Source organism: Pseudomonas sp. N2-3-1-14, from assembly GCF_041228395.1.
GTDB lineage: Bacteria > Pseudomonadota > Gammaproteobacteria > Pseudomonadales > Pseudomonadaceae > Aquipseudomonas.
In genome coordinates, this window is sequence record NZ_CP166199.1 from 2,732,695 (window position 1) to 2,755,601 (window position 22,907).

General features: G+C 60.7%; 28 protein-coding genes. 15 read left to right on the plus strand and 13 right to left on the minus strand.

Annotated features, from left to right (window positions below):
* The first annotated feature begins 4 nt into the window (after positions 1-4).
* Entirely contained in the window at positions 5-646 is a 642-nt protein-coding gene (locus tag AB5I78_RS12660) for a ribonuclease (protein WP_369303466.1), read from the plus strand.
* Here AB5I78_RS12660 and AB5I78_RS12665 read toward each other — a convergent pair whose 3' ends face one another.
* Positions 647-1,495 (minus strand): helix-turn-helix transcriptional regulator, encoded by an 849-nt coding sequence (locus tag AB5I78_RS12665; protein ID WP_369303467.1) that lies wholly within the window; start codon positions 1,493-1,495, stop codon positions 647-649.
* 109 nt (positions 1,496-1,604) lie between these two features.
* On the opposite strand from AB5I78_RS12665, the gene AB5I78_RS12670 reads away from it, so the two are divergent.
* Complete coding sequence (locus AB5I78_RS12670; RefSeq protein ID WP_262206343.1) at positions 1,605-2,015, plus strand: hypothetical protein; 411 nt, start codon at positions 1,605-1,607, stop codon at positions 2,013-2,015.
* A gap of 507 nt (positions 2,016-2,522) precedes the next feature.
* Here the strand turns inward: AB5I78_RS12670 and AB5I78_RS12675 are convergent.
* The gene (locus tag AB5I78_RS12675) at positions 2,523-2,870 is read right to left on the minus strand and encodes a hypothetical protein (RefSeq protein WP_145164548.1); all 348 of its coding nucleotides are present in this window, start codon (positions 2,868-2,870) and stop codon (positions 2,523-2,525) included.
* Positions 2,871-2,961: 91 nt separating this feature from the next.
* On the opposite strand from AB5I78_RS12675, the gene AB5I78_RS12680 reads away from it, so the two are divergent.
* The 4 genes from AB5I78_RS12680 to glsB all read left to right on the plus strand — a co-directional run bounded on the left by AB5I78_RS12680 (position 2,962) and on the right by glsB (position 4,877).
* On the plus strand, positions 2,962-3,084 hold the full coding sequence (locus tag AB5I78_RS12680; protein WP_369302380.1) for a hypothetical protein: 123 nt from the start codon (positions 2,962-2,964) through the stop codon (positions 3,082-3,084).
* Between the two features lie 31 nt (positions 3,085-3,115).
* Positions 3,116-3,511, plus strand: a complete 396-nt coding sequence (locus tag AB5I78_RS12685; RefSeq protein ID WP_369302375.1) for a hypothetical protein — start codon at positions 3,116-3,118, stop codon at positions 3,509-3,511.
* Positions 3,501-3,887 carry a hypothetical protein gene (locus AB5I78_RS12690; RefSeq protein ID WP_369302374.1) on the plus strand — a complete coding sequence of 129 codons (387 nt, stop codon included), beginning with the start codon at positions 3,501-3,503 and terminating at the stop codon, positions 3,885-3,887. Before AB5I78_RS12685 ends, AB5I78_RS12690 begins: the two co-directional genes overlap by 11 nt.
* Before the next feature lie 81 nt (positions 3,888-3,968).
* Positions 3,969-4,877: a glutaminase B gene (glsB, locus tag AB5I78_RS12695; RefSeq protein ID WP_369302378.1), complete on the plus strand. Its 909-nt coding sequence runs from the start codon at positions 3,969-3,971 to the stop codon at positions 4,875-4,877.
* Positions 4,878-4,922: 45 nt separating this feature from the next.
* On the opposite strand, the gene AB5I78_RS12700 is transcribed toward glsB, so the two are convergent.
* The 7 genes from AB5I78_RS12700 to AB5I78_RS12730 form a co-directional block, all read right to left on the minus strand.
* Positions 4,923-5,426, minus strand: a complete 504-nt coding sequence (locus AB5I78_RS12700; protein ID WP_369302373.1) for a signal peptidase II — start codon at positions 5,424-5,426, stop codon at positions 4,923-4,925.
* Between the two features lie 71 nt (positions 5,427-5,497).
* On the minus strand, positions 5,498-5,833 hold the full coding sequence (locus tag AB5I78_RS12705; protein WP_262206349.1) for a hypothetical protein: 336 nt from the start codon (positions 5,831-5,833) through the stop codon (positions 5,498-5,500).
* A 418-nt stretch (positions 5,834-6,251) separates the two neighbouring features.
* Positions 6,252-6,491, minus strand: a complete 240-nt coding sequence (locus AB5I78_RS12710; protein WP_369302372.1) for a hypothetical protein — start codon at positions 6,489-6,491, stop codon at positions 6,252-6,254.
* Between the two features lie 128 nt (positions 6,492-6,619).
* Positions 6,620-7,888 carry an NAD(P)/FAD-dependent oxidoreductase gene (locus tag AB5I78_RS12715; RefSeq protein WP_369302371.1) on the minus strand — a complete coding sequence of 423 codons (1,269 nt, stop codon included), beginning with the start codon at positions 7,886-7,888 and terminating at the stop codon, positions 6,620-6,622.
* Entirely contained in the window at positions 7,885-8,637 is a 753-nt protein-coding gene (locus AB5I78_RS12720) for an amino acid ABC transporter ATP-binding protein (protein WP_242197411.1), read from the minus strand. Before AB5I78_RS12720 ends, AB5I78_RS12715 begins: the two co-directional genes overlap by 4 nt.
* Positions 8,634-9,302, minus strand: a complete 669-nt coding sequence (locus AB5I78_RS12725; protein ID WP_369302370.1) for an amino acid ABC transporter permease — start codon at positions 9,300-9,302, stop codon at positions 8,634-8,636. The genes AB5I78_RS12720 and AB5I78_RS12725 overlap by 4 nt, the downstream gene beginning before the upstream one ends.
* Positions 9,299-10,081 carry an ABC transporter substrate-binding protein gene (locus tag AB5I78_RS12730; RefSeq protein ID WP_369302369.1) on the minus strand — a complete coding sequence of 261 codons (783 nt, stop codon included), beginning with the start codon at positions 10,079-10,081 and terminating at the stop codon, positions 9,299-9,301. Before AB5I78_RS12730 ends, AB5I78_RS12725 begins: the two co-directional genes overlap by 4 nt.
* A gap of 215 nt (positions 10,082-10,296) precedes the next feature.
* Here AB5I78_RS12730 and AB5I78_RS12735 point away from each other — a divergent pair, with 215 nt between their 5' ends.
* Positions 10,297-11,076, plus strand: a complete 780-nt coding sequence (locus tag AB5I78_RS12735) for an IclR family transcriptional regulator (RefSeq protein WP_145164526.1) — start codon at positions 10,297-10,299, stop codon at positions 11,074-11,076.
* 276 nt (positions 11,077-11,352) lie between these two features.
* On the opposite strand, the gene AB5I78_RS12740 is transcribed toward AB5I78_RS12735, so the two are convergent.
* Together AB5I78_RS12740 and AB5I78_RS12745 are read right to left on the minus strand one after the other, a co-directional pair.
* Positions 11,353-12,597: a saccharopine dehydrogenase family protein gene (locus tag AB5I78_RS12740; protein WP_369302368.1), complete on the minus strand. Its 1,245-nt coding sequence runs from the start codon at positions 12,595-12,597 to the stop codon at positions 11,353-11,355.
* 28 nt (positions 12,598-12,625) lie between these two features.
* Complete coding sequence (locus AB5I78_RS12745; protein ID WP_145164522.1) at positions 12,626-13,723, minus strand: carboxynorspermidine decarboxylase; 1,098 nt, start codon at positions 13,721-13,723, stop codon at positions 12,626-12,628.
* 276 nt (positions 13,724-13,999) lie between these two features.
* Between AB5I78_RS12745 and AB5I78_RS12750 the strand changes: the two genes are divergently transcribed.
* The 7 genes from AB5I78_RS12750 to AB5I78_RS12780 all read left to right on the plus strand — a co-directional run bounded on the left by AB5I78_RS12750 (position 14,000) and on the right by AB5I78_RS12780 (position 20,945).
* The gene (locus AB5I78_RS12750) at positions 14,000-15,019 is read left to right on the plus strand and encodes a LacI family DNA-binding transcriptional regulator (protein WP_145164520.1); all 1,020 of its coding nucleotides are present in this window, start codon (positions 14,000-14,002) and stop codon (positions 15,017-15,019) included.
* A complete protein-coding gene (locus AB5I78_RS12755) occupies positions 15,003-16,007 on the plus strand; it encodes an ABC transporter substrate-binding protein (RefSeq protein ID WP_369302367.1) in 1,005 nt (334 codons plus the stop codon). Before AB5I78_RS12750 ends, AB5I78_RS12755 begins: the two co-directional genes overlap by 17 nt.
* The gene (locus AB5I78_RS12760) at positions 16,008-16,826 is read left to right on the plus strand and encodes an ABC transporter permease (RefSeq protein WP_369302366.1); all 819 of its coding nucleotides are present in this window, start codon (positions 16,008-16,010) and stop codon (positions 16,824-16,826) included.
* Positions 16,823-17,617 carry an ABC transporter permease subunit gene (locus tag AB5I78_RS12765; RefSeq protein WP_242197392.1) on the plus strand — a complete coding sequence of 265 codons (795 nt, stop codon included), beginning with the start codon at positions 16,823-16,825 and terminating at the stop codon, positions 17,615-17,617. The genes AB5I78_RS12760 and AB5I78_RS12765 overlap by 4 nt, the downstream gene beginning before the upstream one ends.
* Positions 17,614-18,645, plus strand: coding sequence for an ABC transporter ATP-binding protein (locus AB5I78_RS12770; protein ID WP_369302365.1), 1,032 nt, complete (start codon positions 17,614-17,616; stop codon positions 18,643-18,645). Before AB5I78_RS12765 ends, AB5I78_RS12770 begins: the two co-directional genes overlap by 4 nt.
* A 9-nt stretch (positions 18,646-18,654) precedes the next feature.
* The gene (locus AB5I78_RS12775) at positions 18,655-19,488 is read left to right on the plus strand and encodes a phosphodiesterase (protein ID WP_369302364.1); all 834 of its coding nucleotides are present in this window, start codon (positions 18,655-18,657) and stop codon (positions 19,486-19,488) included.
* 137 nt (positions 19,489-19,625) lie between these two features.
* Positions 19,626-20,945: an OprD family porin gene (locus tag AB5I78_RS12780; protein ID WP_145164508.1), complete on the plus strand. Its 1,320-nt coding sequence runs from the start codon at positions 19,626-19,628 to the stop codon at positions 20,943-20,945.
* A gap of 44 nt (positions 20,946-20,989) precedes the next feature.
* Here AB5I78_RS12780 and AB5I78_RS12785 read toward each other — a convergent pair whose 3' ends face one another.
* Positions 20,990-21,439, minus strand: coding sequence for a hypothetical protein (locus tag AB5I78_RS12785; protein ID WP_369302363.1), 450 nt, complete (start codon positions 21,437-21,439; stop codon positions 20,990-20,992).
* Positions 21,430-21,918 carry a GNAT family N-acetyltransferase gene (locus AB5I78_RS12790; protein WP_369302362.1) on the minus strand — a complete coding sequence of 163 codons (489 nt, stop codon included), beginning with the start codon at positions 21,916-21,918 and terminating at the stop codon, positions 21,430-21,432. The genes AB5I78_RS12785 and AB5I78_RS12790 overlap by 10 nt, the downstream gene beginning before the upstream one ends.
* Before the next feature lie 370 nt (positions 21,919-22,288).
* On the opposite strand from AB5I78_RS12790, the gene AB5I78_RS12795 reads away from it, so the two are divergent.
* Entirely contained in the window at positions 22,289-22,894 is a 606-nt protein-coding gene (locus AB5I78_RS12795) for a LysE family translocator (RefSeq protein ID WP_369302361.1), read from the plus strand.
* The last annotated feature ends 13 nt before the right edge of the window (positions 22,895-22,907 follow it).

A 22,907-nucleotide genomic window follows, 5' to 3' on the forward strand; every position in this document is an offset into this window, starting at 1 on the left:
ATGGATGAACTACAAGACAGCCTGGATAGCGCTGTGGCTGGTGCTGGCCAGCCTGGTGGCGCAAGCGGCGCCACGCGAGCAGCGGCCCGCGGGAGATTTTGATTTTTACCTGCTGTCACTGTCGTGGTCGCCGACGTTTTGCCTCACGCACCCGGACAACCAACAATGCTCCGGCAAGGGCTATGGGTTTGTCTTGCATGGGCTATGGCCGCAATACGCGAAAGGCGGATGGCCGGCGTCGTGTGACCCGCAATCGCGATTGTCGTCGGATGAACTGGCCAAGGGCGCTTTGATATTCCCCACGCGCACGCTGCTTAAACACGAATGGTCCAAGCACGGCACGTGCAGCGGACTGGATGCGTCGCGCTATCTGGACGCGACGGATGCGGCGCTGGCGACAGTGCAGATCCCGCAGCAATTGCAGCCGTTCAATGTGCCCAATTACCTGGAAGCGCGCGATATCGAACAGCTGTTTCGCCAGAGCAACCCGGCCATGGGCGACCATGGCATGGCCGTGATCTGCAAGGGCAAGGTGTTGTCCGAAGTGCGCGTGTGCCTGACCAAGGAATTGCGCTTTGCCGGTTGCCCCGCAAGCGTGAAGACTCAGTGCCGCAGCGGGGATATCCGGGTCCCGGTGCAGCGCTGATCATGCGCCCGGGTGCATCGAAATGGCCGCCGGCGTGGGGCTCGACGCCCCGGCGCGGTCCGCCAGGTAACGGGCCGGTGGCTGGCCCACCGCCTTGCGGAACATGGTGATAAAACCGCTGGCGTTTTCATAGCCAAGGTCCAGCGCCACGCGCTGCACGCTTTCACCCTTGGCCAGGCGCTGCAGGGACAGGATCACATGCAACTGCCTGCGCCAGCGACCGAAACTCAGGCCCAGCTCCTCCAACAGCAAGCGCGTCATGCTGCGTTCGCTCATGCCGATGCGCACGGCCCATTGGCTGAGGGTCGCCTTGTCGCTGGGATCGGCCAGCAAACTTTCCGCCAGGCGTCGCAGCCTCAGGTCCTGGGGCATGGGCAAGTGCAGGGCCTCGACCGGTGCTTGGGCCAGTTCATCGAGCAGCGTGTTGATCAAACGCCCCTGGGCGCCGTCTTCGTCATACAGCTGCGGGAAACTCACCGCCTTGCCGATCAACTCATGCAACAGGCCCGACACGGCCAGGGTGCAGCATTGCGCGGGCAGGGCGCCGCTGACGTCGGGGTCGATCAACAGGCAATACACCTCGGCCTCACCTGAACCCCTCGCGGCGTGCGGCAGGCCACCGGGAATCCACAGCGCGCATTGGGGCGGCACGATCCAGATACCGGCCTCGATCTGACAGTGAATCACCCCGCGCAGGGTGTACATCAGTTGGCCCTTGCGATGCGAATGCGGCGCGTGCTCCCAGCGTTCGCTGGTGCTGCTGGCACGCACGGCCACCACCGCACGCGGGAACAGGTCGGCATCCTTGGACATCGAGGGATGATGCAGATCGAGGCGATGGTGCTTCATGGTGAGTTCGCAGCTTGGCTGAATTGCGAAACAGTCTGGCTATTTTGTGCAATGCCGTCCAGTGGCGTGGTCACTATAGTGAGATCCACTCTCATTCAGGAGCTGTGCCATGCGACTCGACAGTACAACGTTCCCCGTGGTGAAAATCGTCTTCGACGCGCCCAACGAAGGCGGCCCGGAAGATGCCTTTGTGGTCTTTGAAGGGCTGTTGGCCAGAGAGCAGGCGTTCTTGCTGCTGCACGAAAAATCCGTGGACGAAAACAACCACGAGCACTCCCACGAGCAGCGCAAGCAAGCCTCGATCTGGATGAAGAAAAACAAACAGGCGCTGCGCACCTTCGTCAAAGGCATGATCCAGGTAGAACCCAGTGCCGCCCAACGCCTGGCCCTCAAGCCATTTGCCGTGATGTTCGGCAAAGCCTGGGGCTACCCGCTGCTAGTAGTAGAGTCCAGGGACCAGGCATGGGCGCTGGCGCGGGATCTGCTCGATGAGCAGATATCCGACGTGGCGCACTTTTGACGTGTACTCGGTAAAACTGTGGGAGCGGGCTTGCTCGCGAATGCGGTGGGTCAGCTACACATGCAGTGACTGACACTCCGCTTTCGCGAGCAAGCCCGCTCCCACATTATTTCGGTGACGTCCTTTGGTTCAGGCACAGCACTCGGCCAACGGTGCTGAATGAGCCAGTCTCCAACGTCGCTCACTTTCGACGTGTACGCGGTAAAACTGTGGGAGCGGGCTTGCTCGCGAATGCGGTGGGTCAGCTACACATGCAGTGACTGACACTCCGCCTTCGCGAGCAAGCCCGCTCCCACATTATTTCGGTAGCGCCCTTTGGTTCAGGCACAGTACTCGGCCAACGGTGCTGAACGAGCCAGTCTCCAACGTCGCTCACTTTCGACGTGTACCCGGTAACAACTGTGGGAGCTGGCTTGCCTGCGATAGCGTTGGCTAAGCAACATCGATGCCGGCTGACACGCCCTCATCGCAGGCAAGCCCGCTCCCACATTGTTTCGGCGGCGCCCATCAATCCACACAAATTGCCCGGCCCAGCTTGCCTTTCTCCACCGTCGCCGAGCAGCCGAAGTGACTGTTGTCCACCTGGCACGTACCTGCTACCGGGCCGTTGCCCGATTGCGTGGTCACACTGGTCTGGCACTCACCCTGGCATTGGCTCGAATCCGTGCAAGCCTTGCCCGCATCCTTGTACGGCGTGATGCACTTCCAGCTCTGCAACTTGCCGACCTGCCTCATCGTGCCACCGCCCGCCAGGCACGTGGATGCGGCAGAGTCCTGCGCCGGTGCAGCGGTGGGCGAGTGGGTCGAGCAGGCCGATACCAGCAACAGGGCGGCCAAGCCAATCATCAATTTCATGCAAAAGTCCTCGTGGAGTAAGCGCAGCGGTGCAGTGTACGGGCTATTGGACTACTTTGATTGGCGAGCGATCCCTACCCGGAAGTGACCCATGCACACCTTATGGAAACGCTATGTCACCCTGCTGGAAAACGACCTGAGCACGCAGATTTTCGACAACGTAAAAAACCTGCTGGCCAACCGGATTGATCCGCATCCGCCGCGATCGCGTTAGACTCGCCACTCGCAGATCCGGGATGCACAACATGCAGACGCTTTATTGTTACGTTGATGGTGCTGACAACGAAACCATTGAGCCCGTGTTGGTCGACGCCTTTCGCACATTGACCCTCGACTGGGCGCCATTTTCCGCTGTGCTGGTAAATCAAGTACACGAGCGTGCCTCAGGCATGGCGCCTGATGACCTGAGCGATTGGTTTATCGGGCTCAATCTTCCTTTGCACCATGCAGGCCGCGCTCAAATCACCCAATTGGTGCTATTCATAAAGGCCTTGGCCGGCGTAACACGGCGTGATTTCGTGGTGGGTATTTCATCGGCTTCGGGGCTGTCTGAAGATTTGATCTTTCTCGACGCAAATGCCGACGAGAGCGACGCTGTGCGCCTCTGTGCGAAGTTGCAGGCTGCACCCCATGGGGCTTGATATTCATCTGGAAGCTGACACGCGAATGTCCATGGCGCACTTGGCCGATGCGGTAAACGCTGTAGGCGGCGTTGAGCTGGACCAGAATGAACAGTCACTAGAGGCCCGCTTTGAGTCGGGCCTTTGCCTGAGTGGCTTCTATGAAGTGGAGGATCCGGCTATTCGCGCACAGGGTCTGCACGATCTGGCGTTTACAGTGGCCACCCGAGGTTATCTGCGCATCAAAGGGCCAGTTCCCGAGGATGCCGATCCGTTGGCTGATGTAAGGGCGTTGATGGAGCAACTGGCCGCGAGGTGTGATGCCTGTTTCTTGCTGTCGTTCCAGTACGAGTCGCTGATGTATTGGCGCGACGATGGCGGGCTTCACGTTCTCTAGTGCGCCACCTGAGCGGCGCGTTTCAGGTATCCTGCGCGCCCCGCTTATCACTGATTCAAAGAAACAATGACCGGACAAGACATGCAGGCGTTGCTCGAGTCGATCCTCGACGAAGTTCGTCCACTGATCGGCCAGGGCAAAGTCGCCGACTACATCCCCGCACTGGCCGATGTGCCCGCCAATCAACTCGGTATCGCCGTGTACGGCAACGATGGCTCGGCCTACTGCGCCGGTGACGCCGACACGCTGTTTTCGGTGCAGAGCATTTCCAAGGTGTTCAGCCTGGTGCAGGCCATCGACCACGGCGGCGAAACCATCTGGGAGCGCCTGGGCCACGAACCGTCGGGGCAACCGTTCAACTCCATGGTGCAGCTGGAATTCGAACGCGGCCGCCCGCGCAACCCGTTCATCAACGCTGGCGCGCTGGTGATCTGCGACATCAACCAATCGCGCTTCGCCGTGCCGATCCTGTCGATGCGCGACTTCGTGCGGCGCCTGTCGGGCAACCCGCAGATTTTGGTCAACAGCGTTGTTGCCGACTCCGAAGCGCAGCACGGTGCACGCAACGCGGCCATGGCCTACCTGATGAAAGCCTTCGGCAACTTCCACAACGACGTGGACGCAGTGCTGCACAGCTACTTCAACTACTGCGCATTGCAAATGAGCTGCCTGGACTTGGCCAGGGCCTTCAGTTTCCTCGCCAACCAGGGCGTGAGTGCCCACAGCGGCGAGCAGATTCTGACCGCGCGCCAGACCAAGCAAGTCAACTCGATCATGGCCACCAGCGGGCTGTATGACGAGGCGGGCAATTTTGCTTATCGCGTGGGTTTACCGGGCAAGAGCGGGGTAGGTGGCGGGATTGTCGCGGTGGTGCCGGGGCAGTTCACCGTATGCGTGTGGTCACCGGAGTTGAATGCGGCGGGCAATTCGCTGGCGGGGATGAAGGCGTTGGAATTGTTGAGTGAGCGGATTGGGTGGTCGGTGTTTTGATGGCCTGGGGATTCAGGGTTTTGATGCCCTGAATCCCCTTGCTGGTTAGGCGTTGCGCGGCTTAACGAACAAATCGAGCATCAAGAACAACGCCCCGGCCGTAATCGCAATATCGGCAATATTGAACACGCCGGTATGCGTCGGCCCCACGTTCAGCACCATGTAATCCACCACATGCCCGTCGCGAAATACCCGGTCGATCAGGTTGGCGATACCGCCCAGGGCAATCGCATAAAGCGGTAAGACTTTACGCAGCGGCTGGTTCCAGTGGGTCAGCGACCACGCCATCGCCCATGCGACCACGATGGCCACGCCGACGATAAAAATCAGTTGTTTGACCTGCGGCGGCAGCGCAGCGCCCAGGCTGAGAAAGGCGCCTGGGTTAAGGCTCAGTTCCAGCGCCAGGTTGATGGGGTTAGAGCCGATTTTGAAACTGTTGGCGTGCAGTGAAACCAGGGCCAGCAGTTTGACCAGTTGGTCCAAGGCAATAAAGGCGATGCCGGCGAAGAGAGCGAAGGTGCGGCTTCGCAGTAGGGGCGAGGTGCTCAAGCGGTAACTTCCTGTTCCGGGTCTGTCGATAGAGCGCCCGAAGATAGCTCAGGCGCTCTATCTCGTCCATCTCAAGCCGTCGGGTGGGCCACGTTCAGGGCTTTGTCCACCAGCAGTTGCACCCCTTCGAGCATCCGGCAGATGCCCAGCGCGACATTGCGTTGGGAACCGTCGATTTCAAAGGCCATATGGTTGGCAATATCACAGATGGACGCCAGGTCCTGGGAGGCGTTGACCAGCAAGGTTTCGGTGCCCAGGTCGGCGCGCACGGTGAAAAGGCCTTCGCTGGGTTCGGGGATGGGTTTGCCGGGATTGAGGTAGTGATTGATCGCACGGTAGGCCACTTCGTGCAGGGTGCTGGTGTCGAAGTCTTGCAGGCCTGGGGGATTGGGGCTGTCTTTAATCATGGTGAAGCTCCTTTATAAATGGAACTGCCACGATTCGCGGTCAAACGAAAGAGGGTGGCAGCTATACGCGGGTTGACCGACCGGCCAAAAGGAGCAAAACCGGCATACCCGAAGGTATCCCGCGCACAGCTGCCGCGACACGATACCTCAGACGTAAAAAAACGCCCAATATCGGTGTTAGCGCATTTGCTCTTTTGGAATCGGACGGTCAAATCCGGTCGCTGAATTGGCAGCGACGACGAGAGGTTAGTCAGCCCCTATCCGAGCCACAACCTGAAACCCTTGTCGGAAACTTCCGAGAGCCGCAAGCCCGGCAAGTGTTGGTGTGTTTTACCTTCGAGCTGTGAGCTAAACGCGGTCTGGAAACCCTGCGAAAGCCCTGTGGCGAGAGAGCAAGCGCCCTCGCCACAGGTGTTCATCACGCCTGTACACACCCCCGCACCCAGCCCATCCCTAACAGCATGAGCACGCCGACGCCCAGCAATAGGGCGTGCGCTGGCCGCACACGGCGAGTGCGCTCTTGCAGCACGCCGATGCCGCAGAGTGCGATAAGCACCGCGAACGCCCAGCGCGGCAGGCGGGCGGTGTTGCCCAAGCGGTTTCGTCCTTTAGGCTTGAGAGGCGAAGGGTTGCGGTTTGAGGTTTCGTGGAACGTCATGGACGAATCCTTTCGCACATGCCGAGTGGGTAAGCCAATCGATGATTGACTCTCGACTGGCGAAGCTAACGGATTTTGCGGGTTCGGTAACCTGTGAGAGTTGACAGTTTTCTAGACTGTCTGGGCCGTCAACTGATGTTCAATCTGTCCAGCAAGCTATACCAAGCCACACCCGCTCCAATGTAAAAGCGCTGCAACCCATGCAACGGCAAACGCTGTAATGGCGTCACCGGGTAAGCGAAATCCGCGTTGCCGTCACACAAACGCCCGGCCAATTGCTGCCCCAGGCTGGTACACAGCGCGATCCCACGCCCATTGCACCCCAATGCCAGCGTCAGCCCCGGCGCCGGTTGGTGAATGTGGGGCATGAAGTCGCGGGTGATTGCGATACGCCCGGCCCAACGGTACTCAAACTCCAGCGGCCCCAATTGTGGAAACAGCAACGCCAGCGAGCGCTCCAGGTGCGCAAAATCGGCGGGTGATGTGGGGTCGTTGAACAGGCCGCGCCCGCCCATCAGCAAGCGGCCATGGCTGTCCTTGCGAAAGTACAGCAGCAGCCTTTGCGCGGTGGACACGGTTTCCTGCCCCGGCAAGATACTGTCAGCCGCACGCCCGCTCAACGGCTTTGTGGCGACAATGAAGCTGTTCGCCGCCAAGATACTTTGTGCCATGCCCGGCCACAGGTTGCCGCTGTAGCCATTGGTAGCCAGCACCACCTGATCGGCCGTGACCTGTGCGCCAGAAACTGTCTGCAATTGCCAGCCGGAACCCTGGCGCTGCAACCCCGTCACGGCGCTGTGGCCATGAATTTGCACATCCGCCGCCAACGCCGCGCCTACCAGCCCACGCGCATACGCCAACGGCTGAATCGCCCCGGCGCGGCCATCCATCCAGCCGCCGGCAAAGGCCTCGCTGCCCATGCGCGCCGCCACGTCACGTGCTTCCAAGCGCTGCACCGGTACGCCGCGACGCGCCCATTGATCGGCTCGAGCATGCAGCCCGGCCACGCCTTTTTGCGTGTACGACACCTGCATCCAGCCTTTGCGCACCGGCGCGCAATCTATGCGATGGCGTTCGATCAACTTGAATACCAGGTCCGCCGAATTCGATACCGTGGAAATCAACGGTTCGGCACGTTCCGGCCCGTACATCTGCACCAACTGTTCGGGGTCGTATTTGAGTGTCGGGTTGACCTGCCCACCATTGCGCCCCGATGCGCCCCAGCCGGGCTCGTTGGCCTCCAGCACGCACACGTTGACGCCGCGCTCGGCCAGGTGCAGGGCGGTCGACAGGCCGGTGTAACCCGCGCCCACAATCGCCACATCGACCTTCACCGACTCACTCAACGCCGGTGTTGGCAGCACCGAGGGTGCAGTCGCTGACCATAAAGACTTCATGACAGGCTCCGCGTATTGCCGGTGGGGTGCAGCACGCGCCGCAGGAAATCCTGGGTGCGTGGGTGTTGCGGGTCGCCAAGTACTTGCTCGGCCGCACCGCTTTCGACGATGTAGCCGCCGTGCAGAAAGCACACGCGGTCGGCCACTTCGCGGGCAAAACCCATTTCGTGGGTGACCACGATCATGGTCATGCCTTCATCTGCCAGGGTGCGCATCACCGCCAGCACATCGCCGACCAGCTCCGGGTCCAGTGCCGAGGTGGGTTCGTCAAACAGCATGGCGTCGGGTTTCATCGCCAAGGCGCGGGCGATGGCCACGCGTTGTTGCTGGCCACCAGAGAGCTGTTCCGGGTAGGCGTCGGCCTTGGCACTCAGGCCGACTTTTTCCAGCAGCACCAAGGCTTCTTCGCGGGCTTGTTTGAGTGGCTCGCCTTTGACGTACACCGGGCCTTCCATCACGTTTTCCAGCACCGTGCGGTGCGGGAACAAGTTGAACCGCTGGAACACCATGCCCATGCGGCTGCGCAGGGCGTGCACGCTCTTGCTGCCGCGCTGCACGGTTTCGCCAAACACCGTGATAACGCCGCCGTCGTAGGCTTCCAGCGCGTTGATGCAGCGCAACAGGGTGGATTTGCCCGAGCCCGACGGGCCGATAAGGCACACTACTTCGCCCTTGGCTACATCGAGGTCGACGCCGTGCAGCACGCGGTGGCTGCCGTAATGTTTTTGCAGTTGGCGTATCGCGATCATGCTTTTTTCCTCCGGCCCAAGTGCTGTTCCATCCGGCGCAGGCCGTACACCAGCGGCAGGCTCATCAGCAGGTAGAGCAGGGCAACCAGGGTGTAGACGGTCATGTTCTGGAAGGTCGACGAGGCGATCAACTGGCCCTGGCGGGTCATCTCGGCCACGGTGATGGTCGACACCAGGGATGAGTCCTTGAGCATCATCACCAGGGTGTTGCCGTAGGGCGGCAAGGCGATACGGAAGGCTTGCGGCAGGATCACCCGGCGCATCATCAGCACCGAGCGCATGCCCAATGCTTCGGCGGCTTCGCGCTGGCCTTGTTCGACGGCAATGATGCCGGTGCGAAAGTTCTCCGCCTGGTACGCCGAGTAGGCGATGCCCATGCCGATCACGCCCGCGTAGAACGCGGTGAGGTGCACGCCCATGTCCGGCAGCACGAAGTAGATATAGAACAGTTGCACGATGATCGGCAGACCACGGATCACGTTGATCACGGTGCTGGCCGCCCACGACAACGCGCGTATCGGCGACAACTTGAACAGTGCCAACACCAAGCCAATCGCGCTGCTGAGCAGAAACGACAGCACGGTGATCTGGATCGTCACCCACGCGCCTTGCAGCAGGATCGGCAAAAAGTCCTGGGCGTTTTGCAGGAATTCAGCCGGGTTCATGGGCGCACCTGGGTATCAAGCCCCCACTTCTCGAGGATGGCGTCGAGCGTGCCGTCAGCCTTGATGCTGGCGATCGCGGTGTTCAGGCGATCGAGGGTTTGCGCATCGCCTTTGCGTACCACCAGGCACACTTCGCCGACGTTGGTGGGTGTGTAGTCGGGGGCGAGTTTCACGCCTTTGAACAGCTTCTGGCGGATCTGGTAGGCGACGACCGGCTGGTCGCCGACCGCCGCCTTGATGCGGCCCAAGGACAGGTCGCGGACCATCTCGCCGATGGAGTCGTAGGTGCGGATTTCCTTGAAGATGCCGAGCTTGTTGAGTTGGTCGTAGAACACCGTGCCGGCTTGCACGCCGACCACTTGGTCCTTGAGTGGCGTGAGATCGGGGTAGGCGGTGTTGTCGTCGGCACTGATGATCAGGCCTTCACCGTAGGCATACACCGGAGCGCTGAAGTCGACGACTTTGGTGCGCTCTGCGGTCTTGAGCATGCCGGCGGCGATGAAGTCGAGTTTGCCGGAGGTGAGAGAGGGGATCAGCGCGGCGAAGTTGGTCTGTTCGATCTGGCTGGTAAACCCGCCAGCCTTGCCGACGGCCTCGGCCACATCGACCATTACGCCTTGAATGCTGTTGCTCTTGATATCCAGGAAGGTAAACGGCGAGCCACTGGCCGTTGCACCGACTTTGTACGAGGACGCACTCTCTGCGTGCACGGCGCTGACACAGAGCGCGGCGCAAAGACCGAAGGCAAGGCGGCGAAACAAGGGCGAAAGACTGTTCATCGGGTTACTCCAGAAGGAAAACGGATCGTCAGTACCGCAAGCGGTTGCTGATGAAACCGCAAGCTCTGTGCCATTTCGATTCAAATAAATCGTATGTTGGGTTGTAAAATCGACAAAATGAATCTCTCGTATCGATATGCGATATTTGGTGGTCTATTTTTGTGATCTGAGGTAAGAATATCGCCACGCCTGATCGACCTGACCGTGAGTCCGCCATGTCTGAAGAACGCAACAGCTTGCACAACCAATCCCTGGAAAAAGGCCTGTCGGTGCTCAAGGCATTCAGCGCCCAGCGCCGCAGCATGAGCCTTGCAGAGGTGGCCGAGGCCGCCGGCATGACCAAAAGTTCGGCTCAGCGCATGGTGTTTACCCTCGAGAGCTTGGGTTACCTTCGGAAACACTCGCGCACACGGCATTACCAACTCACACCGCGGGTGCTGGAGTTGGGTTTCAGTTATTTGGATGCGCATTCGTTGATTGAGGTGGCCAACCCGTTTCTGTCTGAGTTGACGCGCTTGACCGGCGAAACCTCGTGCCTGACCGAGCCTGCGGGCTACGACATGACCTACATCGCGCGGTTTGTCAGCGCGGGCTTCGTGCCGGTGCACATGCCGATTGGCTCGCGGGTGCCGATGTATTGCACGGCCTCGGGGCGCGCGTATTTGAGCGCGTTGCCGACGGATGAGGCGTTGGTGTTGATTGAGAGCAGCCAGCGCATTGCCCACACCAGCCAGACGCTGACTGAAGTCGACCAGATTCTTGAGTCGCTGCAACAAGTGCGGGAACAGGGTTATGCGGTGAACGGCCAGGAACTGTTCCTGGGCGACATGACCATCGGCGCGCCGGTGCTCGGCGCCAATGGCCGGCCGGTGGCGGCAGTGCATGTGGTGGCGCCGACCAGTCGGTGGAGTAGGGCAGATGCCGAGAAGCAGCTGGCACCGGCGTTGTTGCAGTGCTCGCGGGCGCTGAGCAACTCGGCCAGAAATCTGGAGTAACTCGACCTCTCAAATCCACTGCAAATCTAGTGCGGTGTTTGTTCGATGCTTGCGTGCGCCAAGCCACTGGGGAATAACAGCCACAAATTAAAATGTGGGAGCGGGCTTGCTAGCGAAAGCGGAGTGTCAGTGCCGAATATGTTAACTGACACCCTGCATTCGCGAGCAAGCCCGCTCCCACATTTGAATCTTTATTGGGTTCTGGGTCTGCATGTGGCCCAAACAAAAAATGCGCCCCCAAGGGCGCATTTTTTTGTTCAGTCAGCAATCGCCTGTTCAGGCAATCGCATCCCACGCACGGTCACCATTCTCGTCTTTGATCCGAGTCGGCAGGCCCATCACGTCCAGCGCTTTAAGGAACGGCTCAGCCGGCAGCTCCTCGACGTTGGCCATGTGCTTCACATCCCACTCGCCACGTGCAACCAGCAGCGCTGCGGCCACCGGTGGTACGCCTGCGGTGTAGGAGATGCCCTGGCTGTCCGTTTCAGCAAAGGCTTCTTCGTGATCGGCCACGTTGTAGATGAACATCTCACGCGGCTGGCCATCTTTGGTGCCCTTGACCAGGTCGCCGATGCAGGTCTTGCCGGTGTAGCCAGGGGCGAGCGAAGACGGGTCGGGCAGTACGGCCTTGACCACTTTCAACGGCACCACTTCCAGGCCTTCGGCGGTTTTGACCGGTTTTTCGGAGAGCAGGCCGAGGTTTTTCAGCACGGTGAACACGTTGATGTAGTGTTCGCCAAAGCTCATCCAGAAACGCACGTTGGGCACGTCGAGGTTTTTCGACAGCGAGTGCACTTCATCGTGGCCGGTCAGGTACAGGTTTTGCGAACCGACTACCGGCAGGTCGTCGGTGCGTTTGACTTCGAACATGGTGTTGCTGGTCCACTGGCTGTTCTGCCAGCTCCACACCTGTCCGGTGAATTCGCGGAAGTTGATTTCCGGGTCGAAGTTGGTGGCAAAGTATTTGCCATGGCTGCCGGCATTGACGTCGAGAATGTCGATCGAATCAATGCGGTCGAAATGCTGTTGCTGCGCCAGCGCGGCATACGCGTTGACGACACCCGGGTCGAAGCCCACGCCAAGGATGGCGGTGATGTTCTTCTGTTTGCACTCTTGCAGGTGGTTCCATTCGTAGTTGCCGTACCACGGCGGGGTCTCGCAGACCTTGCCCGGCTCTTCGTGGATGGCGGTGTCAAGGTAAGCGACGCCGGTATCGATGCAGGCGCGCAGCACCGACATGTTGAGGAAGGCGGAACCTACGTTGATGACGATCTGCGAGTCGGTCTCGCGGATCAGGGCCTTGGTCGCTTCCACGTCCAGGGCGTTCAGCGCGAAGGCTTGGATGTCGGCGGGCACCTTGAGGCTACCCTTGGCCTTGACGCTGTCGATGATGGCCTGGCATTTGGAGATGTTGCGCGACGCGATAGCAATACGACCGAGTTCGTCGTTGTGCTGCGCGCACTTGTGGGCCACCACCTTGGCGACACCTCCTGCACCAATGATAAGAACGTTCTTTTTCAATTGCTTTATCTCTCCTTTATCCGCCAGCTTACGAAAGGCTGGACAGGTAGTCGTCGTAACCAAATTCACGAACCACCTCGACAGTACCGTCGAGTTGTTTCACTACGATGGACGGCATTTTCAGGCCGTTGAACCAGTTTTTCTTGACCATGGTGTAGCCCGCGGTGTCGATGAACGACAGCCGATCGCCGATGGCCAGCGGACGATCAAATTGATACTCGCCGAAGATGTCCCCAGCCAGGCAGGATTTGCCGCACACCATATAAGTGTGTTCACCCTCGCTCGGCGCCAGCTTGGCGTTGAGGCGATAGATCAGCAGGTCCAGCAGGTGGGCTTCGATGGAGCTGTCGACCACGGCGAGATTTTTGCCGTTGTAGAGGGTGTCGAGCACGGTGACTTCCAGCGAAGCGCTGTTGGTGATCGCCGCTTCTCCCGGTTCCAGGTAAACCTGCACGCCGTACTTCTCGGAGAACGCTTTCAAACGGGCGCAGAACGCGTCGATGGCATAGCCTTCGCCGGTGAAGTGAATGCCGCCGCCGAGGCTGACCCACTTGACCTTGTGCAGCAGCGCGCCGAAGCGTTCTTCGATGGTGCCGAGCATCTTGTCGAACAGGCTGAAATCGCCGTTCTCACAATTGTTGTGGAACATGAAACCGGATATCTGCTCGATGACGCCTTCGATCTTCACCGGGTCCCATTCGCCCAAACGGCTGAATGGTCGCGCCGGGTCGGCCAGCAGGTAGTCGGAGCTGCTCACCTGTGGGTTGACTCGCAGGCCACGGGTCTTGCCTTCGCTGCGTTCGGCAAAGCGTTGCAGCTGGCTGATCGAGTTGAAGATGATCTTGTCGCAGTTCTCCAGCATCTCTTCGATTTCATCGTCGGCCCAGGCCACGCTGTAGGCGTGCGCCTCGCCTTCGAACTTCTGACGGCCGAGCTTCAACTCATACAGCGACGACGAGGTGGTGCCGTCCATGTATTGCTGCATCAGGTCGAACACCGACCAGGTGGCAAAGCACTTGAGCGCCAGCAAAGCCTTGGCGCCGGACTGTTCGCGCACGTAAGCAATCTTCTGCATGTTGACCAGAAGTTTCTGTTTATCGATGAGGTAGTACGGCGTTTTGATCATTTTTGAGAGCCTGCGGCGGTGCCTGCCAAAAAAGGACACGCATTGTGCCCGCACTTGGATCAGATCGAAAGGTTAGCGGGCGGATTTTGCTGCGCCGGTTTCCAAGCATACCCGCGGAGTATGACTATCTGTGGCTACACACCGATCTGATGGGGCAAGCCCCCTCCCACATTTAGCACGGGGGCGCTGCCATCAAACCGTCATCTTGGCACCACGCTACTGCCACATTCCGCCGTTACTGTCCTCGCCAATGAGATCGATCTCAAGCGAGTGACCATGACTGACCTGAAAGACGTTGCGCAGCTGGCCGGGGTATCCCGCGCCACCGCCGCCCGTACCTTTGCTTCCCCCGACCAGGTGCGTCCGGCGACCCGTGAGCAAGTGTTCGCCGCCGCCCGCGAGCTGGGCTTTCGGCCGAACCTGCTCGGCCGCCAACTGCGCCTGCAAACCACCCAACTGATTGGCGTGGTGGTGCCCAATCTGCTTAACCCGGTGTTTGCCGAACAGTTCCAGGCCATGGAGCGTGCCGCCCGGCTGCGCGGCTATAGCCTGCTGCTGGCGACCACCGACTACAGCAGCGAACGCGAAAGCATTGTGGTGGAAGAGTTGCTGCGCCAGCGCGTCGACGGGCTGGTGTTAACCGTGACCGACGCCGAAAGCAACAGCGTGCTCAACAGCCTTGCCAGCGAACAAACACCGTTCGTGCTGGCGTATCACCAACCCAGCAACCCCAGCTACAGCGCCGTGTCGGTCGACAACCGCGCGGGCATGGCCCTGGCCACGCGTTATTTGCTCGAAGCCGGGCACCGGCGCATCAGCATGGTCGCCGGCCCCGCGTTGCAGTCCGACCGTGCGCGCCTTCGTTACGCCGGCTATTGCGACGCGATGCGCGAGTACGGGCTCAAAAGCCGCGCGGTGATTGAAATGCCGGCCCACACCCAGGCCGAGTTCGCGGCAATCGAGCCGTTCCTCCAAGGCCCGCAGGCGCCGACCGCGCTGGTGTGTTCCAACGACTTCCTGGCGATCAGCCTGATCGCCGAGTTGCGCCGCAACGCCTGGAATGTGCCCGAGCAACTCTCGGTGATGGGCTTTGACGGCATCGCCCTCGGCACCCAGATGCACCCGACGCTGTGCAGCGTGGTGCAGCCCATCGGCCTGCTGGCCAGCACGGTGATTGACCAATTGCTGGCGCAGATCGCCGGCAACGCCCCGATTTCCCATTGCCTGCCGTGCCATATCCGGCCCGGCGACAGCACTCAACCCCTTGAGGAGACACCTGATGCGCGCGTTCAGTAAAACCCTGGCAACCGTGCTGCTGTGCGGCGTGGCCAGCCTTGCACAGGCGGCCGACACCGCAATTTGCTACAACTGCCCACCCGACTGGGCCGATTGGGGCAGCCAAATCAAGGCGATCGCCGCCAATACCGGCGTGCAGGTGCCGCTCGACAACAAGAACTCCGGCCAGTCGCTGGCGCAGTTGGTGGCGGAGAAAGCCGCGCCGGTGGCCGACGTGGTGTATTACGGCGTGACCTTCGGCTTGCAGGCGCAAAAGGCCGACGTGGTCGGCACCTACAAGCCCAAGGGCTGGGAGCAGATTCCCGCTGGTTTGAAAGACCCGGCCGGCCACTGGTTTGCGATTCACTCCGGCACCTTGGGCATCATGGTCAACGTCGATGCACTGGGCGGCTTGCCCGTGCCGCAAAGCTGGGCCGACCTGCTCAAGCCTGAGTACAAAGGCATGGTCGGTTACCTCGACCCGTCCAGCGCGTTTGTCGGCTACGTCTCCGCCGTGGCGATCAACCGCGCCTTGGGCGGCGACCTGGATAACTTCGCCCCGGCCATCGACTACTTCCAGAAGCTCGCCAAAAACGCGCCCATCGTGCCCAAGCAAACCGCCTATGCGCGGGTGCTGTCCGGTGAGCTGCCGATTCTGGTGGACTACGACTTCAACGCCTACCGCGCGCGTTACAAGGACAACGCCAACGTTGCCTTCGTGATCCCCAAAGAAGGCAGCATCAGCGTGCCGTACGTGATGAGCCTGGTGGCCAACGCGCCGCACCGCGCCAACGCTGAAAAGGTCCTCGATTTCGTGCTCTCCGATGCAGGCCAGGCATTGTGGGCCAAGGCCTACCTGCGCCCGGTGCGCGCAATGAAAATGCCGGCCGACGTCGCCGCGCAGTTCCTGCCCGACAGCGACTACGCCCGCGCCGGTGTGGTGGACTACGAAAAAATGGCCGCTGTGCAGGAAGCCTTCGCCGCCCGTTACCTGAGCGAGGTCAAGTAAGTGGCAACCTCGGCAAAACATGCCGCCTGGGCACTGGCCCCGGCCTTTGCAGTGCTGCTCGCGTTCTGGCTGTTGCCGCTGGCGCATTTGATCGTGCTGGGCACCGAGCGCCGCGACAGCAACGGCAGCGGCTATTGGCAGGTGCTCAGCAGCACGCAGTACCTGGGCAGCCTGGCGCAGACCTGCGTGCTGGCCGTGTTTGTGACGCTCACCGCGTTACTGATCGGCGGCATCAGTGGTGTATTCCTCGCGCGGCAGCAGTTCTTCGGGCGTTCGGCATTGGTGGCATTGCTCACCTTTCCATTGGCGTTTCCTGGCGTGGTGGTGGGCTTTCTGGTGATCCTGTTGGCCGGTCGCCAAGGCCTGTTTGCGGCCCTGGGCCTGCAACTGGCCGGTGAACGCTGGATTTTCGCGTACTCGCTGGCGGGGTTGTTTGTCGGCTACCTGTACTTCTCGATCCCGCGGGTGATCCTCACGGTGATGGCCGCGTGCGAAAGCCTCGACCGCAGCCTGGAGGAAGCCGCGCACTCACTGGGCGCCGGGCATTGGCGGGTGGTGTGCGACGTGATCGTGCCGGGGCTGGCGCCTGCGTTGGCCTCGTGCGGGGCGATTTGTTTTGCCACGTCCATGGGCGCGTTCGGTACCGCCTTTACCTTGGGCACGCGGCTGAATGTCACGCCCGTGGCGATCTACAACGTGTTCACCAACTACGCCAACTTTGCCGTCGCCGCCGCGCTGTCGGTGGTGCTCGGTGCCGTGACCTGGGCGGTGTTGCTGCTCACGCGTCGCCTGGTGAAAAACGCGGGGACGGTCCTGTGAAGCGCTCATCGCTGTTTGTGGTGCAACTGCTGTTTACCCTGCTGGTGTGCGCCTTCATGTTGGTGCCGGTGTTGATGTCGTTGCTGGCCGGGCTGACGCGTAACTTCTTCGTCGGCCTGTCCAGCGGCTTGACCTTCGACTGGCTGGTGCAGGTGTGGCAGGCCTATTCGCCCACGGTGTGGCTGTCGCTGCAATTGGCCCTGGCCTGTGCAGTGTGCGTTTGCGTGGTCGGCGTGCCGGCGGCCTATGCCTTGGTGCGCATGAACAACCGCTTCAGCCGAGCCTTCGAAGAGCTGATGGTGCTGCCGGTGGCGATGCCGGGTTTGGCCAGTGCGTTGGCGTTGCTGCTGACCTACGGCCAATTCGGCGGCTTTCGCAGCAGTTGGCTGTTCATCCTTGTCGGCCATGTGCTGTTCACCTTGCCGTTCCTGGTGCGCCCGGTGATGGCGGTGATGCAACGTCAGCAACTGCCGGTGCTGGAAGAGGCTGCCGCCAGCCTTGGCGCGGGGCCGATCAAGCGCTTTTTCAGCGTGGTGGTGCCCAATTGCCGGGCGGGCATTCTGGCCGGCGTGCTGATGGTGGTCACCCTGAGCCTGGGTGAGTTCAACCTGACCTGGATGCTGCACACGCCGATGACCAAGACGCTGCCGGTGGGTTTGGCCGACAGCTACGCCTCGGCGCGTCTGGAAATCGCCAGCGCCTACACCCTTATCTTTTTGCTGATGATCGTGCCGCTGCTGATTGCGTTGCAGGCCATCAGTGCTCGTTTGTCCCGTGGAGAGCGTCGATGACCGCTATCACTATTCGCCTGCAGGGCTGTCGCAAGGCATTCGCCGACGGCACCGTGGCCGTGCATGACCTGAACCTGAGCGTCGAAGGCGGCGAAACCCTGGCAATTCTTGGCCCGTCCGGCTGTGGCAAAACCACGACCTTGCGCCTGATTGCCGGCCTGGAACGCCCGAACGTCGGCCAGGTGTTTTTCGGCGATCAAGATGTCACGCGTTTGCCCATTGAGCGCCGTGATGTGGGCATGGTGTTTCAGAATTACGCGCTGTTTCCCAACCTGGACGTGGCCGGCAACATTGTCTACGGCTTGAAGATTCGCGGCGTGTCGGCGCCTGAGCGCAACAAGCGCTGCGAGGAACTGTTGGAACTGGTGGGCTTGCAGCACCACGGCAAGCGCAGCATCCATGAACTGTCGGGCGGCCAGCGTCAGCGTGTGGCCTTGGCCCGCGCGCTGGCACCGCGTCCCAAAGTGCTGTTGCTCGATGAGCCGTTGGCCGCCCTGGATGCGCAATTGCGCGAGCGCCTGCGCAGCGAGCTGGATCAACTGCTGCGCGGGCTTGGCATCACCTCGGTGTTCGTCACCCACGACCAGGGCGAAGCCATGGCGCTGGGCGACCGCATCCTGGTGATGGAGCAGGGGCGTATCGCGCAACTGGCCAGCCCTCGGGAGATCTACCAACAACCGGCCAATGCGTTTGTCGCAGGCTTTGTCGGCAACCTCAATGCCTTCTCTGTGTTGGCGCGGACTGCCCACGGCCTGAAAGTCTGCGGCGGCGAACTGCCGTGGCACGGCGCCAGCTTACCGAGCACCGTGTACTGCCGGCCCGAACACCTGCGCGTGATGGAAGACGAAGGGCACCTGCACGGCCATCTGGTCGCGCAGTTCTTCCAGGGCGCACAAAGCCGCCTGCTGGTGGATGTGGGCGGCCCGCAACCGCTGCTGGTGGACAGCAGCGACAACCAACTGCACCGCGTCGGCGCGCCGATTGCCCTGGCAATCGCGCCGCACGTGGTGTTCACCCTGAATGCGTGAGAGCTTATTTTGAACCGTCCGTTTCTTGTTGCGCAGATCAGCGACCTGCACCTTAAAGCCGGTAATCGCCTGACCTATGGCGTGGTCGATACCCTGGGGGCACTGCGCCGCGCCGTCGACCATCTGAACGCCAGTCACCCACGGCCCGATATCGTAGTGATCAGCGGCGACCTGGTGGATTTTGGCCGCGCCGATGAATACGCCGTGCTGCACCCGGAGTTGGCGCGCCTGCACATGCCCTGCTACCTGGTGCCCGGCAACCACGACACGCGCGGGCCGTTACTGGATGCGTTCGGCGATCACGCTTATCTGCCGACGTCGGCAGACGGCCCGCTGGATTGGGTCGTGGATGAGCATCCGCTGCGCTTGATCGGCCTGGACTCGACCATTCCCGGTGGTCACGGCGGCCAACTGCTCGACAGCCAATTGCAGTGGCTCGACGCGCAATTGGCGCTGCGCTCCGAGGCACCGACCTTGCTGATCCTGCATCACCCGCCGTTTAGCAGCGGCATCGGCCATATGGACCGCGAGCCCTTTATCAACGCCGCCGCCCTGGAGCGCGTCGTCGCCCGCCACCCACACGTGGAGCGCCTGTTGTGCGGGCATTTGCACCGCCCGATGCAACGGCGTTTTGGCGGCAGCCTGAGTTGCGTATGCCCCGGCACCTCGCACCAGATCGTGCTTGACCTGCAAGACGCCGCGCCTGCGCATTTCAACCTGGAGCCGGCCGGCTACCTGCTGCACCGCTGGGATGCACAGCACGGGTTGATCAGCCACAACGGCGTGTTCGGGGACTACCCGGGGCCGTATCCGTTTTATGACGCTCATGGATTGATTGACTGAGGTTTTACGGAGGTTCACTTCACTCAACTAAGCACTTAAACGTTGGTTAACGCGGCGGCCACCCTAAGTTGGTCGCGTGCATCCTGCTGCCCTTTTTACGCGCCCGGAACCTGGATTCCGCGCCGGAGTTCGTCCTGATGAAAGCTACTTTGAATGTACTGAGTGTATTAACCGGCGGCCTGGGTATTGCCCTGAGCCCCTTGGCCTCGGCTGATTTTTTGAGCGACAGCAAAGCCAACTTGGGCCTGCGCAACTTCTACTTCAATAACGACAACCGCGATGGCGCCGCCGCACCGTCGAAGACCGAAGAGTGGGGCCAGGCGTTTATCCTCAACTACCAGTCGGGCTTTACCGACGGCACCGTCGGTTTTGGTCTCGACGCCGTCGGCATGCTCGGTGTGACCCTCGACAGCGGCGCTGGCCGCCACGTGGGCAGCTCGATGATCCCCACCGATGACGGCAAGGCAGCCGACAGCTGGGCGCGCGGTGGCGCGACGGCCAAGGCGCGTTTTGCCAAAACCGAACTGCGCTACGGCTACCTGCGCCCGAACTTGCCGATCCTGGTGAGCAACGATGGCCGCCTGCTGCCGCAATCCTTCGAGGGCGCGCAGGTCACCAGCAAAGACATCGACAACCTGACGCTGATCGGCGGCCAGCTGCAACACACCACCGGCCGTGGCTCAAGCGATCGCAGTGGCCTGGCGGCCGCGGGTGGCACGCAAGAGAGCAATAAATTCAACTACGCAGGTTTCGACTACCAAGTGAACAAGGACCTGCTGGTCCAGTACTACTACGCCAACCTCGAAGACTATTACCAACAGCACTTTGCCGGGTTGATCCATGTATTGCCGTTGGGCGATTACGGCTCATTGAAAACCGACCTGCGTTATTTCAACACCACCTCCGATGGCAAGAACAGCACTGCCGCCGGGCGTGCCGAAGGGTATAAATTCAGCGGCTATACCCGGAACGGCAACGGCGAAATCGACAACAACACCTGGAGCGCCGCGTTCATCTACTCGCTGGGCCCGCACGCGATCACCGCGGGTTACCAGCAAGTCTCCGATGACAGCAACTTCGCCCAACTCAACCAGGGTGGCCTGGTCAACAAAGGCGAGGGCGGTTCGAGTCTGTACCTTTACACCGACCGCACCGTGCAAACCTTCATCCAGGCCGGCGAACGCACCGCCTTTGCGCAATACGCCTACGACTTTGTCGCGCTGGGCCTGCCTGGCCTGAAGGCGTCGGTGATGTATTTGAAGGGCGACCATATCCTCACCACCGCCGGCAACACTGCCAGCGAATGGGAACGGGACATCTCCCTGGATTACGTGGTGCAGAGCGGCACGTTCAAAAACGTCGGCTTTGGCTGGCGCAACGGCGTGTCGCGCAGTGAAGTGGCGCGCGACCAGGATCAGAATCGGGTGTTTGTGAGTTATTCGATTCCGTTGCTGTAAGTCGTCGAGTGGCGTACGCCCCAATTCACGATTGGGGTTTACGCCTAATCGCTGCTGCAACCCAGCAGAATCCAACGACTGCCTCGCGCATGGACATCCAGGGCGAACTCCCACCACACCGGGTAGCCTGGGTGGCCTTTAGCGAGGTGAAAGCTGTAGATAGCGTCGGCTTTATTGACCTGGGCACCTTCCAGCAGTTGCTCAACCAGTGAGGTTATTTCACTGCATTTAGCAGGCAGGTCGATTGGCCCGGCAGCCGGATCACCTGAGTAAAGCAACGACTCAAGAATGTGTGCCCGCGCTTCATCAACACTGATGAGTGCACTGCGGGGGACTTCACATGACGAATTCACCGCTGATTTAAGCACCTCGATCAGCGGAAGGTTCGCATCCAGTGGGCCATACAGGTCTATTGAGACGCTGTAGTTATTGCCGTACAGAAGTTGCTCGAGCCTGGACATGTACTCAGGTCTGCTGTTGTTTATCACCTGCATGCGGTCTCCGGGTCATTGCCGATTGAGGGTAGCAGCGACTTTGCGTGGGTTGCGGTGTCGTCGCTCACGGGGTGAAAACCACAGCGCAGATAAAACTTCATGGCATTTGGACTATCCGTGGAAAGACGCACTGCTTGAAACTGTTTAGCGGCGTATTCCAGTAAATAGCTGACAAGCTCTCCACCAATACGACGCTCACGCATCGCTGGATCTATGTATACCCGGCGTAGCCGACCGATTTGCGGGCCTGCGTATGGGTCGCGGGATAGGCCTCCAACGCCAATCAACTGGCCCTGTCGAAAGACTCCCACAAGGCACTCTCCCGGTTGGTCAAACCGGTTCGTGCGGTTTTCCCATTCGGTTATCAGCCGCGTCAGGAACCTGAACCCTTCGGCAACGGCCTGCTTTTCCAAATTGCGCAGCTGCGCGGGAGGGTCTTCCAACGTGCGTATCGAAAAGTCTTCGCTGGATTGAGTCATAAATAATCCCACTAGGTACCCGCACAGTTTATTTCAGCACGCAGAGGCTGGGGTGAATGAATCGCTGCGGGAAACAGGGCTCGCTGTTGCTAGCGGACCTGTTGTGGCTAGCGGGCTTGTTGTGGCGAGCGGGCTTGCCCCGCGTTGGGCTGCGAAGCAGCCCCAATAAGAACAACGCATTTATTCAGGCAAATCACGTCAGCCGGTTTTTGGGGCGGCTTCGCCACCCAACGCGGGGCAAGCCCGCTCGCCACAACAGGCCTGCTCGCCGCTGAAAGACTGCTCACCACAGGCTGAACCACAAACGTACAAGATTCAGCGCAAAGCGCCTCAGTAGACTCGCCGGACTTCTTCTACGGCAGGTTTCTCCATGGACATTTTCCTCTACGCCTTCAGCGTCATGTACAGCCCGGGCCCTGTGAACCTGATGGGGCTGAACGCCGGGCTTACCGGCAAATTCCGTCGCTCCAGCGGGTTCTACTTCGGTGTGGGCTGCGCGATGCTGTTGATGTTCGTGCTGTTTGGCTACACCGGCGAGGCGATCATTTCCCAGGCGGCGCTGCCGTATATCTCGCTGGTCGGCGGGGTGTACACGCTGTACCTCGCCTATCAGGTGTTCACTGCCCGCACGGTGGTTGAAGAAACTTCAAGCACGCCCGGCAAGGCCCTCACGTTCTGGAATGGCCTGGTGATTCAGTTGCTCAACCCCAAGGGCATCGTGGCGGTTTTGCCGATTACCAGCGTGATGTTGCCGGCGGCGCATATCACCGGCGCGTCCATTGCCGGGGTTTCGGCTTTGCTGGGGCTGGGCGCGGTCGGCGCGCCGTGGGTGTACGCCTTGTTGGGCGCCATGTTAGGACGCAGGATCAGTGGGGCGGCGGCGTTCACGTGGTTCAACCGCTGCATGGGCCTGGCGTTGGCCGGCTGTGCGTATTTCATGTTTCACGCGTTCTATCTCCACGTCGCTTCAATATGAGCAGATCTTGTGA